Source organism: Flavobacterium pisciphilum (assembly GCF_020905345.1).
In the GTDB taxonomy this organism is placed as follows: Bacteria; Bacteroidota; Bacteroidia; order Flavobacteriales; family Flavobacteriaceae; genus Flavobacterium; species Flavobacterium pisciphilum.
This window is the reverse complement of record NZ_JAJJMO010000001.1, coordinates 2,494,936-2,514,007: the sequence shown is the minus strand read 5'-3', so window position 1 is coordinate 2,514,007 and position 19,072 is coordinate 2,494,936. Positions and strand designations below refer to the sequence as shown.

The window sequence follows — 19,072 nt, the reverse complement described above, 5'->3', positions numbered from 1 at the left end:
GGTAGGTGCTCGTATTTATGCGGTTGCATACTTATTAGCGACTACGGCTTGGCCATTAACGACAATGGCTAATTCGTCATCCCCATCTACAGTAAATGTAGTTTCGTTATGGTTTATTGATACTTTTAGAATTTGATTTCTAAAGTTGATTTTAAATGAATATCCTGTCCATTCTTTTGGAATTTTTGGAGAGAAATGTAAGGTGTCATTTTTTACACGCATTCCTCCAAAACCTTCTACAATGCTCATCCATGTTCCTGCCATTGATGTAATATGACAACCTTCTTCAACCTCTTTGTTGTAATCGTCTAAATCTAAACGTGAAGTTCTTAGGTAGAATGTATAAGCCATATCCATTTTGTCCAAAGCAGCGGCTTGGATTGAGTGTACACAAGGCGAAAGAGAACTTTCATGTACTGTAAATGACTCGTAAAACTCAAAATTACGCAATAGTTCTTCTTTAGAAAAGTGTTCTTCAAAAAAGTAAAAACACTGCAAAACATCAGCTTGTTTGATATATGGTGAACGCAATACACGATCCCAAGACCATTTTTGGTTTATAGGACGTTGTGAGGGGTCTAGATCTTTTACTGGAACTAAATCTTTATCTAAGAATCCGTCTTGTTGTAAATAAACATTAAGTTCTTTTGAAAAAGGGAAGTACATATTACTCGCTACTTTTTTCCATTCTTGAATTTCGTTTTCTGTAAGTTGTACTTTCTCGATGATTCTTTTGTGGTCAGCTGGATATTCGGCAGCAACTTTTATAATTTGTTGTTCAGCATAATCAATACACCATTTAGCAACATAATTGGTGTAGAAATTATTATTGATGTTATTTTCGTACTCGTTTGGACCTGTAACTCCCAAAATTACATATTGATTTTTGTCTGTAGAGAATGAGGCTCTTTGGTGCCAGAAACGAGCAATTCCGATTAATACTTCTAATCCTTTCTCTGGGATATAAGAGTAATCTCCTGTGTAACGGTTGTAATTGAAAATTGCAAAAGCAATTGCACCATTTCGGTGGATTTCTTCATGAGTGATTTCCCATTCGTTATGGCATTCTTCACCATTCATGGTCACCATTGGGTATAAAGCAGCTCCATCTTTAAAGCCTAAATTGTCTTTAGCATTTTCAATTGCTTTATCAAGTTGATTGTAACGATAGGTTAATAAATTTCGAGCAACTTGCTGATCTTTGGTAGCCATGTAAAACGGAATGCAATACGCTTCGGTATCCCAATAAGTAGATCCTCCATATTTTTCTCCAGTGAACCCTTTTGGTCCAATATTTAATCGATTGTCTTTTCCTGAATAGGTTTGGTTTAACTGAAAAATATTGAAACGAATTCCTTGCTGTGCTTTTACATCTCCATCGATAGTAATATCTGACATTTCCCAAATTTTTGCCCAAGCATCTATTTGTTCTTGTAGTAATTGGTCATATCCTTTACTTAATGCTTCTTTAATTGCTTTTTCGGCTGCAGCAAGTGTATTGGTATGGTTTAATGAAACGGTGTAGCCACCAATTTTTTGTATAGATGAAGTTTGTCCTTTTGCAATAATTACCCCATAAGTATATTCTATTTTATCTGATGAAGAATCAATTGTTGAAGGTGAAATATTAATGTTTTCGTTATTAGCAAAAATGCTATTATGCATGAATGTTGTAACCTTAAAATGCGTTTTGTAGGTTTGAGCTGTAACGAATGCTTCGTTTGTTGCTTTTTTTACTTCAAGTGGCTCCCAGAATTTTTCTTCCCAGTTAGCATCTTCATTGGTAACACCTGCATCTAAATATGGTTTGTAAAGTATTTTTGCATCTTTATTTAATGGCGTAATCTCGTATTTAATTAAACCAACTTCATCCATGTTTAAGGATAGAAAACGACGTACATTGACAGCGATTTCAGTTCCGTTTTTTAATGTTGCTTCAAATGAACGATTATACCAGCCTTCTTTCATGTTTAATTCTCTACGGAAGTTTTTTACTTCGGTACAAGAATTTAAATCAAAAGCCTCTTCATTAATTTCAATGTCGATACCAATCCAGTTTGGTGCGTTTAATACTTTAGCAAAATATTTTGGATAGCCATTTTTCCACCAGCCAACTTTAGTTTTGTCAGGGTAATAAATTCCAGCGATATAACTTCCTTGAAAAGTTTCTCCTGAGTATTTTTCTTCAAAATTAGCACGTTGTCCCATAGCACCGTTTCCGATACTGAAAAGACTCTCAGACGATTTGACTCTCTCTACATCAAAGCCTTCCTCTATTATTGACCAATTGTCTGGTTTTATATAATCTTGATTCATTTTGTTTTTTTGATTGATTTATGCTGTAATTAATGATTCGATGAATGTTTTATCTATTAAAGTAAAATCTTCAAAGATGTATTTGGCTTCATGTAAGACTGTTTTGGATCCAATTCCTACGCTGGTCATTTTTCCGATATTGGCTGCTTGAACTCCTGCAACTGAATCTTCAAAAACTATAGAATTTGAAGGGCTTATGTTTAATAATTGAGCCGCTTTTAAGAAAACTTCAGGATCTGGTTTTGCATTTGTAACATCATTGCCATCAACAATAACATCAAAGTAGGATATGATTCCTGTTTTTTCAAGAATCGGGCGTGCATTTTTGCTTGCTGAACCTAATGCAATGGCTTGTTTCTTTTCTTTTAAAAATTGTAGGACTGGCAAAACACCTGGAAGGATTTCTCTTTCGTCCATATCTACTAAATAGGTTAGATAATCCTCATTTTTTTGAATGAGCCATTTATCTTTATCTTCTTGTGAAGCTTGAACGTTTCCTAATTCTAGGATAATATCTAGTGAACGGACACGACTTACTCCTTTTAAAAGTTCGTTGTGTTCGTGTGTAAAGTCAATGTTTAATGCATTTGCAATCTTTTGCCATGCTAAATAATGGTATTTAGCAGTGTCAACGATTACGCCGTCTAGGTCGAATATAAACGCTTTTGTATTCATTTAATAATATGCTTATTGTTTAATTTCTTTCGAAAAGTATTTTAATTGTCAAGAACCCACTTTCCTTCTTGTTGTAAGAAAGATTTGTTGTTGTAGGTTTTAAAGTTTTATGTCATCTACATCTTTTACTTTGTAAACTAAAACTGCGGCTATCAAAAAGCTAACCCCACTTGTAATTAAAGCGTATATAGCATCGCCGTTATAAAGGTATTTTACAATTGGCCCTCCAATTATTGCGTTTATTATTTGAGGAATCACCACAAAGAAGTTGAATATACCCATATAAACTCCCATTTTTTTAGGAGCAATAGATCCAGCTAGGATGGCATATGGCATTGCTAGGATACTTGCCCAAGCGACACCAATTAATACCATTGAAAGGATAACCCAGTTTTCATCTGGCATAAAATAGATTGAGATTAAACCTATTCCTCCAATGACTAAAGAAAGGGCATGAGTTGATTTTCGTCCAATTTTTTTAGCAATCATTGGCAAAAAGAATAAAGCTATAATTGCTGAAACAAGATTATAAACTCCGAAAAGTATTCCAACCCAATCTCCAGCATCCTGATAGCTTTGACTAGAATTGTCGTCTAGTGGTAATCCATAAATGTGATGTGCAATTGCTGGAGTACTAAATACCCACATACCGAAAAGACCAAACCAAGAAAAGAACTGTACCCAACTGAGTTGACGCATAGTGGTTGGCATTTTTGCAAAATCTTTAAAGATATCTGTAAGTTTTGATTTTTCTTCAACCTCAATTTTTTCAGCTTGAGGATCTTCAAAAAGAGCTAATTCGTCTGGAGAGTATTCTTTGGTTGTAAATAAAGTAACCAGAATAGAACCTATCAAGACAACAGCTCCTAAAATGAAGGAAAGTGTAAGGTTCAAAGGAACGCTTCCTGGAACAGTACTGTTTGGAACTCCAAACCATTTAGTTAATACATATGGCAATGCTGAACCAATTACGGCTCCAAAACCAATAAGTGCTGTTTGAATACTGAATCCTGCGGTACGTTGGTCTGTTCTTAAATTGTCACCAACTAATGCACGAAATGGTTCCATGGCAATATTAAATGAAGCATCCATAATCATAAGCATTCCGGCACCAACCCACAATGCGGGTAAGACTGAAATAAAAATGTTTGCCTGTGGCATTAATATTAATCCAACTGAAGCTAGGATAGCACCTACAAGAAAAAAAGGTTTTCTTCGTCCAAATTTCCCCCAAGTTTTATCACTATAATGACCAATTATTGGTTGAACAATTAATCCCATTAAAGGAGCAATTATCCAAAACCAAGAAAGTTCGTGTACGTCGGCACCAAAAATTTGAAGAATTCTACTGGCATTTGCATTTTGTAGAGCAAACCCCATTTGTATTCCTAAGAAACCGAAACTCATGTTCCAAATTTCCCAGAAACTTAATTTACGCTTTTCCATTATCGTAATTTAATGAATGTACGATAAGCGCTTTGCTTATCAAAACTTAACTTATTTTTCGAAGTAAAAGTAAAAGTCTTGAGCTGGCGTAAATTTATAAATTATTTTTTTAAACAAGCAAATAAAAAACCCATTATAATTAATAATGGGTTTTTTTATTTAGAATTGTAAGAATATTAATCTGTGGATTCTCTTTCAATGAGGTGAGTTTCAATTACTTCTGTTTTGTAATTCTCTTCTTCCTCTTGTCCTTCTTCTGTTTCTAGCTCCAAGCGATCGATTAGCATTTTTGCAGCTTTATTCCCCATTTTGTTGCCACTTTGGCTTACTGTTGTAATAGTTGGAGTCGAGTATTTGGATATTATCCCATCTGTAAAGGCGATAACCGCTAGATCTTCGGGAACTCGAAGTCCCATTTTGCTGGCGGTTTTTATTATAGTAACTGCAAAAAGTTCATTAACTGCAAAAACAGCATCTATGGCTCGGTCTTCTAATAATTGACTGATGATTATTTCGCAAGTATCTACATCTTCGATCTTTATAATAAGATCTTCACTAAAAGGAATGTCATTATCTAATAGTGCTTTTGTATATCCATCAGTTCGAAGTTTTCCAACGCTAACATAATCAACAGTAGTAACTAAGGCTATTTTTTTACGGCCTTTATCGATTAAACTCTGAACTGCTTCATAAGCTGCCGATTTATCATCGATGATTACTTTGTCACATAATATATCATTTGTAACGCGGTCAAACATAACCACTGGCATTCCTTGATTTATGACTTCGGTTATATGATGAAAATCTCCTTTAAATTGTGTTTCTTTAGATAGAGACATGATAAAACCATCAATACTTCCGTTGGCAAGCATTTCCATATTAAGTACTTCTTTATCAAATGAATCATCAGATAAACATATGATGACGCTGTATCCATTTTCGTTGGCTACTTGTTCTACTCCATTAATAACAGTGGAGAAAAAATGGTGTACAATTTCAGGAATAATAATACCGATTGTTTTGGTTTTACGATTCTTTAAACTGAGTGCTATATTGTTGGGTTTGTAATTGTAGAATTTGGCGAAAGCCTGAACTTTTAATCGGGTATCTTCCCCAATTTCCAGACTGTTTCGTAGTGATTTTGAGACGGTAGAAATAGATACATCAAGCTCCTTAGCAATCTGTTTGAGAGTTATTTTGCGTTTCATGCTGTTGATATGGAAAAAATTGTTTTGCTAATAAAGATATGATTTATTTTTAAAAATGACAGTATTATACCTAAAAACTTATATTATATAGAAAGTTTTCAACACTATCACGTTTTCGTAAACCAATAAAAATTGGCATATGTCGGGCACGTTAATAAATCCTTAATTTTGAGATTCGAAGTAAAAATAAAAGTTAATAAATCAACCAAAACTCAATTTTAATTTAAACAAAAAGTATGAAAACAATTTATAAAAAGTTGTTATTTTTATTCTTACTACTTCCTTTTAGTGTTCTAGCTCAGAGTACATTAGAAGGTGTTGTTTTAGACAAAGCAACAGGACAACCAATTCCAGGTGTAAACGTAAATGTACAAGGGGGTACCAATGGTACTTCGACAGATTTTGATGGAAAATTTAAGCTGTCAAATTTGAAAAGTGGTGATAAAATTGTCGCTTCTTTCATTGGTTATGTTAGCAATACTATCAGCTTTAGCGGACAAAAAACAACAAGTATTTCTCTTGAAGAAGATGCAAATCAACTTAGAGAAGTTGTAGTACAAGTAGGTTACGGTACTGTTAAGAAAAAAGATGCTACTGGATCTGTATCACAAGTATCAGCAAAGGAATTTAATAAAGGTATTAATGTAACTCCAGAGAGTTTAATTAGCGGACGTATTTCGGGTGTAAATGTTGTTGGTGGAGGTGCTCCTGGTGCTAAAGCAGATATTAGAATTCGTGGTGGGTCTTCATTAAATGCTTCTAATGAGCCTTTAATTGTATTAGACGGACTTCCGTTAAGTAATGCAGTTCCAAGTGGGGCTACAAGTATTTTGTCTACAATTGATCCTAATGATATTGAATCATTTACAGTTCTTAAAGATGCTTCTGCAGCTGCAATTTACGGTTCCCGCGCTGCAAATGGTGTAATTGTTATTACAACTAAAAAAGGATCAAAAGGTGGTGTGAAAGTTAACTTTAGTTCTCAAGTTGGTATCAATACAGTAGCGAATACAGTTGACGTAATGAGTGCAGATCAATTCCGTGAATTGGTAAAAACAAAAGGGACTCCTGCACAACAGGCTTTATTAGGTACCGCAAATACAAACTGGCAAGATGAAATTTTTCATACTGCTTTGACAACTAACAATAATATCTCTGTAAGTGGTGCTTTGTTTAACAAATTACCTGTACGTTTATCTGTTGGAAATGTTGATAATCCAGGAATCCTAAGAAACACTTCTTTTGAAAGAACTACGACATCGATATCGTTAAATCCAGTTTTATTTGATAACCACTTAAAAATTGATATTAGCGGAAATTTATCTTTCGGTAAAAACCGATTTCAGGATGAAGGTGCAATTATTGGAAGCGCTATTGGATTTGATCCTACTCAATCTGTATATCAAACGGGTTCTCGTTATGGAGGATATTACGAATGGTTAGAGCCAACTGGAAATTTACCATTATTACCAGCTAGAAACCCTGTTGCAAGATTAAACCAAGATGATAGAAGAGCAACTTCTACTAGAAAATGGGGTAATGTTAGGATAGATTATAAACTTCACTTCTTTGAAGATTTAAGAGTTGTTGCTGAAGCAGGTATTGATAGATTTGATAGTAGTGGTTATACTGAAGTGAGTACTCAAAGTGCTTTAGGATATCAGCCAAAACCGTTTAGTGATCCAGCTTATGTGAATTTAGGAAACTACTCAAGTTATACAGATGCACTTCAAAATAAAAACTTAAATGCTTATTTTAATTATACTAAAGACATAGGAAAAATTAAAATTGATGCAACTGCTGGTTATAACTACCAATTGTTTCAAAAAGAAAAATATTCATCTGGTGAAACAAGACAGCCAAATCCTAATGAGGATGTTGCTACAGATCCAGACGTTAATTTACAATCTTTCTTCGGACGTTTGAATTTAGGGTATGATAGCAGATATTTATTGACTTTAAATTATAGAAGAGACGGAACTTCTCGTTTCTCTAAAGATAACAGATGGGGGAATTTTGCAGGTGGTGCTTTTGCATGGAATTTATCTGAAGAAGCTTTCTTAAAAGATAATGCTACTGTTTCAACTTTAAAATTAAGAGTTGGTTATGGTACAACTGGACAACAAGATATTTCTGCTCAATATGATTATTTACGCAGAGTAACATTAGGTACAATTAACTCACAGTATATTTTTGGTAATACTATTTATTCTACGGCAAGACCTGAAGGATATAATGAAAATATCAAATGGGAAGAATTGGCAGAAGCTAACGTTGGTATTGATTACGGATTCTTGAATGATAGAATTACAGGATCTATTAACTATTTTGATAAAAAATCGACAGATTTATTAGCAGATATTGCAGTTCCTGATGGTGCAAATCTTAGAAATCAAGGTTTCTTTAATATTGGTAGTGTACGAACAAAAGGGGTTGAATTTAGTATTGCTTCTGATATTGTTAAAAATGATAATTTGACTTGGAATGTAGCTTTTAATACTACTTATATCGATCAGAATATTTCTGAGTTAGGAATTACAGTTCCTGGTTTTCAAGGTTATTTGACTGGAGATAATATCGCTGGTGGTAACGGGAATAAAATTCTTATTAACTCAGTAGGATATGCACCAAATTCATTTTTTGTATATGAGCAATTATACGACGCAAACAAAAGGCCAATTGCAGGAGCTTATGTAGATAGAAACGGAGATGGGAAAATTGATACAGGTGATCGTTACAGAGCTGGAAAAGCAGCACCAGACTATACTTTTGGATTATTCTCTACTTTGAATTATAAAAAGTTTGATTTTACAATGAACTGGAGAGCAAGTGTTGGAAACAAAATTTTTGATAACGTAAGTTCTAATTTAGGGTATTCTGATGCTGGATTAAGAAGACAAACGGATTTGTCTAATGTAAGTTCAGATTACTATAATACTGGTTTTACTTTTGAGGATAATGGTACATCACGTTACTTGTCTGACTATTTTGTAAAAGATGCTTCTTTCATAAAATTAGATAATGTTACGCTTGGATATACTTTTGATAAAACAATCATAAAAGCAGCTTCTTTAAGATTTACAGCTGGGGTTCAGAATGTTTTTATTCTAACAAAATACAATGGTTTAGATCCTGAGAAATTCAACGGAATAGATAATAATGTATATCCAAGAGCAAGAACATTCTTGTTTGGAGTAAATGCGAATTTCTAATAGTAGACTGAAATCAAAAATTTAAAAACAAACAAAATGAAAATATCATTTAAATATATATCTTATTTTTTCCTATTCGTTTTAGGATTAAGTATGACGCTTACTTCGTGTACGGACGATTTAAACGTGACGCCAAAGGATGATGATGAATTTTTATCTGAAACCTTTTTTAAAGACCCTAAGTCATACAAACAAGTATTGGCTAAACTATATGCAGGTCTGTATGTTGGTGGTAATGACGGTGATGGTGATGCCGCAATCCCTGGTAAAAGCCCTGATATTGCAGGACTTGGTGGTGACTTTAGTAGTTACTTAAGATTGCTTTTTGTAACACAGGAATTCAGTACAGATGAAGCAATTATTGCTTGGGCTGATGGTACTTTACCAACATTAAATGCTCAGACATGGTCTCCTGCAAATGAATTTTTAGAAGGGACTTTCTCAAGAGCATTTTATCACATTAGTGTTGCTAATGAGTTTTTGAGACAAACTACAGATGAGAAATTAACGGCAAGAGGTGTTGATGCGAACTTAAAAGCTGAAATTGCTAATTTTAGAGCTGAAGCTCGTTTCTTAAGGGCTTTCTCTTACTATAACTTAATGGATTTGTTCGGGAATGTGCCAATTACAACAGAAAATGATCCTGTTGGATTCTTTTATCCGGAACAAAAATCAAGAGCAGAAGTTTTTGCTTTTGTTGAGTCTGAATTGAAAGACTTAGACAATAGTTTAGTTGCTCCAAAAGCAAATGAATATGGAAGAGTTGATAAAACGGCAGCTAAATTTTTATTGGCACAAGTTTATTTAAATGCTAAAGTGTATATAGGTGTAGATAAATATAGTGAAGCGGCAGTATTATGTAATGAAATAATTACTGGTTCAGGATATGTTTTCGCAAATGTTCCTTACAGATATTTATTCTCTGCTGATAATAATAGAAATGGTGCTCAATCTGAAGTTATTTTCCCAATTGTTGGTGATGGTAATGCAATTAGAGCAACAGGTGGAGGAATGAGTTTTATTATGCATGCTTCTATTGGAGGTAGTATGGATGCTGCGTCAAGAGGAATGGACGGTGGATGGCAAGGGATTAGAACTCGTAGAGAGTTCGTAGATCTTTTTCCTGATGCAACTGCAACTGGAGATAAAAGAGGTACGTTTTATACAGATGGACAATCTAAAGACATTAATAATGTTTCAACTTTTACAGATGGTTATGCAGTAACAAAATATATAAATAAAAATGCTGATGGTTCTGCAGCCCAAAGAACGGATATCCCAGATATCGATTTCCCAATGTTTAGGTTAACGGATGCTTATTTAATGTATGCTGAAGCAACTCTTAGAGGTGCAGCAGGTGGAAACATCAATACAGCTCTAGGTTATATAAACGAAATTAGAGGAAGAGCAGGTGCAACAGCAATTACAGTTCCTCAGTTAACACTTGATTTTATCTTGGATGAAAGAGGAAGAGAGTTATTCTGGGAATGTCACAGAAGAACAGATTTGATTCGTTTTGGTAAATTCACAGGAGGAGCTAAAATTTGGCAATGGAAAGGTGGTTCTATAAATGGTAGCGCTACAGAATCTTTTAGAAATTTAATGCCAATTCCTGCAAGAAATATCCAAGCAAATCCAACTTTGAAACAAAATCCTGGATACTAACTTTAATAAAACATTAAAATGAAAAATATATATATAATTTTAATCGCATTTATTGGTGTTTTAGCTGTTTCATGTAATGCTGATGATGTTGAGAACAGACAAATTGTTTCGGCTGTTGTAACACCTGAAATTACTGCTCCTGCAACGGGAAAAACATTTATTCTGGAAGTAGATAAAGGCTTAGAAGAAGCTGCTAAATTTACTTGGTCAAAAGCAGAATATTCTGCTTCTGTAGTAGTAAAATATACATTGTTAATTGATAAAAAAGGGGGTGATTTTACAGCAGCAAAAACTCTTGCTACAACAAATAATATCACTGAAGTTTCAGTTCTTGTTAAAGAATTAAATCAAGCAGTAATTGATTTGGGAGCTGCAACAGAAGTTGTCTCATTATTTGATGTTAAAATTGCTTCAAGTGTTTCAGGTGGAGTTCCGCAAGTTTCTAAAACAGCAATAACAATTAGTGTAACTCCTTATACTGGTAAAGTTAATTATAACTTTATTGAGTGGTATTTAGTTGGTGATGCAACAGTTTCTGGTTGGGATAATAATAAAGGAAACCAAATTTTATTCAGAAATCCAAAAAATGCTAATGAATATACCTTTACAGGGTTCTTTAAAGCTGGAGCTTTTAAAACTATAAATACTTTAGGTGCTTGGGCTCCTATGTATGGTGGTGCAGGTGGTACTTTAGCATATAGAGGAAAAGATTCTGATCCTGATCCGGCTGGTTTTGTAATTGCAACCGAGGGGTATTATACTTTTGTAATGGATGTACAAAAACTCACTTATAAATTAGTTCCTTATGATGCTACTGCTGCAAAATCATTTACAACAGTTGGTATTATTGGAGACAGTACGCCAGGAGGTTGGGATGTATCGACAGCTATGACAAAATCTAAATTTAATGATCATATCTGGAGTTTAGGTATAACATCTTTAAAGGATGGGGGACTTAAATTTAGAGCAAATGATACTTGGGATGTTTCCTGGGGAGGAAATACTCCTTTTTCAGGAGGAGGAACAGGTGATAATATACCAGTTTCAAAATCTAAATATGTTATTTATTTTAATGATTTAGACGGAAGCTATTTAATGATTCCAAATCAAGAATAATTTTTTCTTGAAATTAATAAGGGCTATCTGTGAGGTAGCCCTTTTTTATACCAACTAACCAACCAAACCACTAGATTATGAAAAAAACTATACACTTGATTTTAATTTTATTATTTGCCGTTGTTGCTAATGCACAACAGATAACAGTATCTCCTGCTGTATTTCAGGTAAATGAATCTATAACTATTACAGCTTCGTTTGCCTCAGGAGTTTGTAATGAAATGGGGGCAAACCCAGCAAAAGTATATATGCATTCCGGAATAGGTGATGATGTAAATCCCTGGGGAACGGCAAAAGGAAATTGGGGAGCTGATGACGGGATTGGTTTGATGACCAGAAATCCAGATGGAACTTGGAGTATTGTAATTACACCTAGCGTATATTTTGGTTTAACAAGTGGTCAACAAGCATTAGCTACTAAAATGGGTTTGGTGTTTCGAAACGCAAATGGTTCGCAGACTCTAAAATTAGCACCATCATGTTCTGATTTTTTTATTAAGGTAGGCGCTTTCCAAGTTTCTCTGACTTCTCCTTTGGAAAATAGTAATACCATTGTTGCTAGTGGAGGAAACTTGAATGTTAATGCTACTAATACAAATGGAGTCGCAAGTTATAGTCTGAAATCAAATGGAATTGTAATCAATGCGAATGCCAGTACATCAAGTTACTCATTTAATCATACCAATATCACAGGTAATCAAAATTATGAATTAAGTATAACACAAGCAGGAACTACTATAATTAAAAAGTTTACGGCAATTGTAAATCCTGTAACGGTTCTGGAAGCTATGCCAGCTGGATTAGTAGATGGAATAAATTATAATGCTTCAGATGCAACTAAAGCAATATTAGTTTTGGATGCTCCGCTAAAAGATTTTGTTTATGTTGCGGGGAGCTTTAATAATTGGGTACCTACAAGTTCCTATGCAATGAAGAAAGATCCTGTTTCAGGAAAGTTTTGGTTAGAACTAACAGGATTAGTTTCGGGGGTAAATAACACGTATCAATATTGGGTTGTTGCTAATTCTCCAATTGCCAACTCACCCTCATTAGTAAAAACAGCAGACCCTTATTCTACTTTAGTTTTATCTCCATTTGATGATTCGGGAATTCCTGCTGCAAGTTATCCTAACATGCCGGTTTATCCAGTTGGACAAGAACGTGAAGTTACGGTTTTAAAGACTGGTCAAACACCATATCCCTGGCAGGTAACAAATTTTGTAAAACCAGAAAAAGAGAAGTTAGTAGTTTATGAAGTTTTAGTACGTGACTTTGATGCAGGGAGGAATTACCAAAGTCTAATAGATAGGATGGATTATTTTAAAAACTTAAAAGTAAATGCTATCGAATTAATGCCGGTTATGGAATTTGAAGGCAATGAAAGTTGGGGGTATAATACTTCATTTCATATGGCTTTGGATAAGTTTTATGGTATTTCAGACAAGCTAAAAGAATTTATTGATTTATGCCATCAAAATGGGATAGCAGTTATTTTGGACGTGGCTTTGAATCATGCTTTTGGTCGAAATCCAATGGTGAGAATGTGGATGAATGATCCAGATAATGATGGTTGGGGTTCGCCTTCGGCAGATAATCCTTACTTTAATGAAGTTGCTAAACATACTTATAGTGTAGGAGAGGATTTTAATCATCAAGAACCTAGGACTCAAAATTATGTAAAAAGGGTAATTAAACAGTGGATTGAAGAATATAAGATTGATGGGTTTCGTTGGGATTTGACTAAAGGTTTTACGCAAAATTGTACCGCAGGTGATGAGTCATGTACAAATAGTTTGCAACAAGATAGGATAGATGTATTAAAGAGGTATGCTGATTATTCTTGGGGGCTTGACGCAACACATTATACAATTTTTGAGCATTTAGGGAGTGATGCTGAAGAAAAAGAATGGGCAAATTATAGAATTACAGATCCTATAAGTAAAGGGGTTATGATGTGGGGGGAAATGACCAAAGAATACAATCAATTATCAATGGGATATGCTACAGATAGTAATATTTCTAGGATGGCAAGTAGTAGTCATGGTTTTACAGCAAATCGATTAATGGGTTATGCCGAAAGTCATGATGAAGAACGATTAATGTATAAAAACATTCAATATGGTAATAGCAACAATATAAACCATAATGTGAAAAATTTAAATGTAGCATTGTCTAGAATGTCTGCTATTGGGGCAGTGTCTTTATTGATTCCAGGTCCTAAAATGATATGGCATTTTGGTGATTTGGGATGGGATGCTTCTATTTTTGCATGTAATAATGGAATTGTAAACGATGAGTCGGGAACAATACCTGGAGACTGTAAATTAGATACAAAACAACAGCCACAATGGACAGGTAATTGGTTAGGGAATTCTAGCCGAAGCAAAATCTATAATGATTGGGCAAAAATGATTACTATGAAAACGACTGAGCCTGTTTTTTTAGGAACAGCTACCGTATCGAATACAAATTCTTTATCTCCAAATATAAAAATTACGAATAGTTCCTTGGCAACGACCCAGCTAAAAGATGTGTTGATTTTTGCAAATTTTGATGTAACAGATCAAAGCGTTGCTACTGGTTTCCCGTATGCAGGTGTTTGGTATAATTTAATGGATAATACATCAATTAATGTTGCTGATGTAAATGCTACAATGTTAATCTCGGCTGGAGAATTTAGAATTTACGGGAATAAAGAAGCTTTATTGGCTATAGAAAACTTTGAAAAACCAAGTGTGATTACTTTGTATCCTAACCCAGTTTCGGATTATTTTACTTTAAACACATCAGTTTCAAAAGTAGATATTTATTCTTTGTCAGGGCAGTTAGTAAAAAGTTTTAAAGGAAGCGGAAAAATGACTTCTGAATTCTCTGTAAGTGAATTGAATACAGGTCTCTATATTGTGAAAGCAACAAATGAAAACAACAATACACAAGTATTGAAGTTTTTGAAGAAATAAATTATTGGTTAGTTAGTGTGAAAAGCTGTCTGTTATTATAGCAGGCAGCTTTTTTGTTTTAATCGAGGATTTGACAAATGAAAAAGAGAGGTTTATTTTCTTTTATCATATTCTCCAATCAGCGAAAAATAACCAAATGTACCCAGTCCTAAAACAATTAGAGGAGTGAGAATAAAAAGGATTATAATTCCAAAAACCAAATCATCTTGTTTATCAGAAACAAGTTTTGGTAATCCAAATTCGAAGATGCAAAAATAAGCAGCAGCAATAGATAAAATTATCCATAATATTCCTAATATTCGTTTTAGTGTATTCATTGTGAAAGGATTATATGTGAGTCTTTTTGTTGTTATTGTCAATATAGATCATTCCGATAACAAAACATATCGAAGATATAATAATGGGGTACCAAAGACCGTCGAGATAAAAGTCGGCTTTGCCAGTTTCTTTAGAATGGGTTACAAAATAAGTTGATATTGCGGGAAGCAAACCACCAAAAATTCCATTTCCAACATGGTATGGTAAAGACATGGATGTATATCTGATTTTTGCAGGAAACATTTCTACTAAAAAAGCGGCAATTGGACCGTAAACCATTGTGACAAAAAGAACTTGTACAAAAACTAGAAAAATTAATGTCCATTTATCATGAGGATTAACCGTGATTGCGGTTTGCACTTCAGAATCAGCATTTTTGTTTTTGGTATGATAAGTTTGTTTTTTAGTAGCGATTGTTCCATCAGAATACTCATTATTTGTGGTGACATAATATTCGTTTTTATCATTATTCTGAGATTCAGTTTTGTGTGACTTTGAAATAGTTTTGTTTTCAAGATTTATAGTTTCATACATTTGTTTGTATATCGGTCTGTAGAGTAGGACGGCAAGTAGCATTCCGCCCATCATAATATATTTTCGTCCTATTTTATCACTAAGCCAACCAAATACTATAAAAAATGGCGTACCAAGTAGTAAAGCTATGCCTAGTAAACCATCTACTTGAGAGGATTCGATATTCATAACGGTTTTCATAAAGCTCATGGCGTAAAATTGTCCAGTATACCAAACTACGCCTTGTCCCATTGTTGCACCAAATAGGGCAAGTAAGACAAATTTTAAATTATATCTGTTTCCGAAGCTTTCTTTTAAAGGGTTTGTGCTTATGTTTCCTTCTTTTTTTGCTTTAGCAAAAACAGGAGATTCATCCATGTTTTTTCGTATTAAGTAAGAAACACCTACCATTACAACAGATACCCAAAAAGGAACACGCCAGCCCCAAGAATCAAATGATTCAGCCGAAAGCGTATTTTTTGTAATTAAGATAACCATTAAAGAAATAAAAAGACCAACGGTTGCAGTGGTTTGAATCCATGATGTCCAATACCCACGCTGTCCTACAGGAGCATGTTCAGCTACATAGGTTGCGGCGCCACCATATTCTCCTCCAAGAGCAAGACCTTGTAGTAAGCGCAAGATCAAGACTAATATGGGAGCCAAGTAGCCTATAGTTTCATAACTCGGAATGCATCCGATTAAAAAAGTAGAGCATCCCATTAGTAATAAGGTTGCCATGAAAGTATATTTTCTTCCAATTAAATCACCCAGACGCCCGAAAAATAAAGCGCCAAAGGGTCTTACAACAAATCCCGCTGCAAAAGTGGCTAAAGTTGCCAAGAAAGAGGCTGTTGGATTATCAGATGGAAAGAATTTAGTTGAAATAACGACGGCTAAACTTCCGAAAATATAGAAATCATACCATTCAATCATTGTTCCCATAGAAGAGGCTGAAATAACTTTCCAGATTCCTTTTGTAGATGTATTGCTCATGTGCCTGTATACTATTGATGTTTTGTATAAAAATCAATATGATTATTATTTCACTAAAATAGAATATAAAAACCGTATTATTTGACGCTTTTTTAACAAAAACAGGTTAATTTATTCTTTTTTAGGTTTTTACTAGTAAGATTGGGGGTATGAGATGGGTATAGCGATTTGATTAGCCTTTTAAAATTATAATTAGACTGTTTGATTTTTAGTGTTTCTTTTTGGGAATAAAAAGAGAGGCTTGATAAAAGAAAAAAGATAGTCGAGGTGTAAAAACAGAAAACCCACTCGTTTGAGTGGGTTTTGTGGTACCTCCAGGGATCGAACCAGGGACACATGGATTTTCAGTCCATTGCTCTACCATCTGAGCTAAGGTACCGTGCTTGTAGCGGGTGCAAATATAGAATGTTTTTTAGATTATCCAAGGTAAATTCAAAGAAAGAATTATATTAAATTGAATAAAACAAAAAACCCACTCGTTTGAGTGGGTTTCGTGGTACCTCCAGGGATCGAACCAGGGACACATGGATTTTCAGTCCATTGCTCTACCATCTGAGCTAAGGTACCGTGCTTATTGCGGGTGCAAATATAGAATGTTTTTTAGTTTCTCCAAAACAATTTTTAAAAAAAATCAATTCGTATCTTCGCAGCAGTAAATAAGAAACTATGGTTTTAACAATCGATGTTGGGAATACGCGCATTAAAGGTGCTGTTTTTGAGAATAATACTGTTTTAGAATTTTTTGTTTTTGATAAAAATGAACTTGAAAAAGAAATCAAAAAAATTTTAAAAAAATTTGAAAAAGTGACCGATTTAGTTGTTGCGTCAGTCGGAAATGTCGAAAAAGAGTCGTTTTTAGGTTTTAATACTGATGTAAATGTTTGTTTTTTGACAAATGAAGATCGTTTTCCATTTAAAAATAATTATGCTACACCAAAAACTTTAGGAATTGATCGAATTGTACTTGCAAGTGGAGCAACATTACAGTATCCGAACCAAAATAGATTGATTATTGATGCTGGGACTTGTATTACATATGATTTTGTTGATGAAAATGACAATTATTTAGGGGGAGCTATATCTCCAGGATTGCGATTAAGGTATGAGGCACTTCATAATTATACTGCAAAACTTCCGTTATTAACATTTGAAGAGCCCAAAGAATATATTGGTAATTCAACTCCGGAATCAATACATTCGGGGGTTGTGAACGGATTCGTCTATGAAATAGACGGTTTTATCGATCAATACAAAGCAGACTACTTAAATTTTATAATAATTTTAACGGGTGGTGATGCACTTTTTTTGGCTAAACGATTAAAAAATACCATATTTGCCAATTCAAATTTCTTATTAGAAAGTTTGAACCAAACATTTCAATATAAAATCAACAATGATTAAAAAAATTATAATAAGCGCTTGCTTACTTTTGTCATTCGTGTCTTTTGCTCAGCAAGGAACGTCTTCTCCTTATTCTTTTTACGGAATTGGTGATGTAAGGTTTAAAGGAACTGTCGAAAGCCGTTCTATGGCTGGTGTTGCAGTAGAGCAAGATAGTATTCATATTAATTTGGAAAACCCTGCTAGTTACGCAAATTTAAAGCTTACAAGTTTTACTGTTGGAGGTACATTTAATTCGAGTACGTTAAAAACCGATAAAGGATCAGCAAAAGCGCAAAGAACAACTTTAGATTATATAGCTGTAGGTATGCCTTTAGGAAATAAGTTTGGTATTGGTTTTGGATTAATTCCTTATTCATCTGTAGGATACCAAATTGAATCACTTTCAGCAAATACTGGAGGTAACAATAAAAGATTTGATGGTACAGGAGGATTGAATAAAGTTTATTTTGCACTTGCCTATAAAATTAAACCTAATTTTAGTATTGGTGCAGATCTTCAATATGATTTTGGTAAGGTAGAAACTACTAGTTTAGAGTTTATTCCTGATGTGCCAGTAGGAACAAGAGAGTTGAATACTACTTATTTATCTGGAGTTAATTTTAACTTAGGAGCAATGTATCAGTATAAAATAAATAAAAAATTATCTTTGTTTAGTAGTGCAACATATACTATTCAGAGTAAGTTAAATTCTGAAAACACAAGAAATATATCTACTGGAATGCTTGGTTCAGGACTTAATTTTAATGTCTTAGATCCAGGTGTAGATGTAAAAGAAAAGGTTGATGTAAATATGCCGTTCAAACTTGCTTTGAGTGCAGGTATAGGAGAGGCAAGAAAATGGTTAATTGGAGGAAAGGTTTCGTATCAGAACTCAGTTGATCAATCAAGTGTTTACAATGCTGCGCCAAATGTAGGATACGGAAAAGCTGCAAGCGCAAGTTTGGGAGGTTACTATGTTCCTAATTATAGTTCTTTTTCAGGATATTTTAATAGAGTTACTTATAGAGCAGGTCTTAAATATGAAAGAACAGCCTTGATTATTAATTCACAACGTATCAATGATATTGGTATTACACTAGGAGCTGGGTTTCCAATTTCTGGAACATTTTCAAATATCAATTTCGGAATGGAGTTTGGTAAAAGAGGAACTAAATCGGCAGGTTTAATTCAAGAGAATTATGCTAATTTTAGTTTAGGGTTCTCATTAAACGATAAATGGTTCGAAAGAAGCAAGTTTAATTAA

General features: G+C 33.9%; 12 protein-coding genes and 2 tRNA genes. 6 read left to right on the top strand and 8 right to left on the bottom strand.

Translation table 11 applies throughout. The features are described from left to right. Positions 1 to 15 precede the first annotated feature (15 nt). From LNQ49_RS10460 to LNQ49_RS10445, 4 genes are all read right to left on the bottom strand, one after another. Positions 16 to 2,316 (bottom strand): glycoside hydrolase family 65 protein, encoded by a 2,301-nt coding sequence (locus LNQ49_RS10460; RefSeq protein WP_229988733.1) that lies wholly within the window; start codon positions 2,314 to 2,316, stop codon positions 16 to 18. Between the two features lie 18 nt (positions 2,317 to 2,334). Beyond that, a complete protein-coding gene (pgmB, locus tag LNQ49_RS10455; RefSeq protein WP_229988732.1) occupies positions 2,335 to 2,991 on the bottom strand; it encodes a beta-phosphoglucomutase in 657 nt (218 codons plus the stop codon). 99 nt (positions 2,992 to 3,090) lie between these two features. Next, entirely contained in the window at positions 3,091 to 4,437 is a 1,347-nt protein-coding gene (locus LNQ49_RS10450; RefSeq protein WP_229988731.1) for an MFS transporter, read from the bottom strand. 176 nt (positions 4,438 to 4,613) lie between these two features. Continuing rightward, on the bottom strand, positions 4,614 to 5,645 hold the full coding sequence (locus LNQ49_RS10445; RefSeq protein ID WP_229988730.1) for a LacI family DNA-binding transcriptional regulator: 1,032 nt from the start codon (positions 5,643 to 5,645) through the stop codon (positions 4,614 to 4,616). A 236-nt stretch (positions 5,646 to 5,881) separates the two neighbouring features. On the opposite strand from LNQ49_RS10445, the gene LNQ49_RS10440 reads away from it, so the two are divergent. From LNQ49_RS10440 to LNQ49_RS10425, 4 genes are all read left to right on the top strand, one after another. After that, complete coding sequence (locus tag LNQ49_RS10440) at positions 5,882 to 8,857, top strand: SusC/RagA family TonB-linked outer membrane protein (protein ID WP_229988729.1); 2,976 nt, start codon at positions 5,882 to 5,884, stop codon at positions 8,855 to 8,857. Between the two features lie 36 nt (positions 8,858 to 8,893). Further along, entirely contained in the window at positions 8,894 to 10,522 is a 1,629-nt protein-coding gene (locus LNQ49_RS10435; RefSeq protein WP_229988728.1) for a RagB/SusD family nutrient uptake outer membrane protein, read from the top strand. 18 nt (positions 10,523 to 10,540) lie between these two features. Next, positions 10,541 to 11,638 (top strand): SusE domain-containing protein, encoded by a 1,098-nt coding sequence (locus LNQ49_RS10430; RefSeq protein ID WP_229988727.1) that lies wholly within the window; start codon positions 10,541 to 10,543, stop codon positions 11,636 to 11,638. A 77-nt stretch (positions 11,639 to 11,715) separates the two neighbouring features. Further along, complete coding sequence (locus tag LNQ49_RS10425; RefSeq protein ID WP_229988726.1) at positions 11,716 to 14,598, top strand: alpha-amylase family glycosyl hydrolase; 2,883 nt, start codon at positions 11,716 to 11,718, stop codon at positions 14,596 to 14,598. 92 nt (positions 14,599 to 14,690) lie between these two features. Here LNQ49_RS10425 and LNQ49_RS10420 read toward each other — a convergent pair whose 3' ends face one another. The 4 genes from LNQ49_RS10420 to LNQ49_RS10405 form a co-directional block, all read right to left on the bottom strand. After that, positions 14,691 to 14,915 (bottom strand): DUF6814 family protein, encoded by a 225-nt coding sequence (locus tag LNQ49_RS10420; RefSeq protein WP_229988725.1) that lies wholly within the window; start codon positions 14,913 to 14,915, stop codon positions 14,691 to 14,693. A 10-nt stretch (positions 14,916 to 14,925) separates the two neighbouring features. Beyond that, positions 14,926 to 16,425, bottom strand: a complete 1,500-nt coding sequence (locus LNQ49_RS10415; RefSeq protein ID WP_229988724.1) for an MFS transporter — start codon at positions 16,423 to 16,425, stop codon at positions 14,926 to 14,928. 306 nt (positions 16,426 to 16,731) lie between these two features. Next, positions 16,732 to 16,804: transfer RNA gene (locus LNQ49_RS10410), tRNA-Phe, on the bottom strand. Between the two features lie 115 nt (positions 16,805 to 16,919). After that, a tRNA-Phe gene (locus LNQ49_RS10405) sits at positions 16,920 to 16,992 on the bottom strand. Between the two features lie 99 nt (positions 16,993 to 17,091). Here LNQ49_RS10405 and LNQ49_RS10400 point away from each other — a divergent pair. Both LNQ49_RS10400 and bamG read left to right on the top strand, forming a co-directional pair. Beyond that, positions 17,092 to 17,826 carry a type III pantothenate kinase gene (locus LNQ49_RS10400; RefSeq protein ID WP_229988723.1) on the top strand — a complete coding sequence of 245 codons (735 nt, stop codon included), beginning with the start codon at positions 17,092 to 17,094 and terminating at the stop codon, positions 17,824 to 17,826. Next, on the top strand, positions 17,819 to 19,072 hold the full coding sequence (gene bamG, locus LNQ49_RS10395; RefSeq protein ID WP_229988722.1) for a BamG family beta-barrel-assembly machinery protein: 1,254 nt from the start codon (positions 17,819 to 17,821) through the stop codon (positions 19,070 to 19,072). Before LNQ49_RS10400 ends, bamG begins: the two co-directional genes overlap by 8 nt.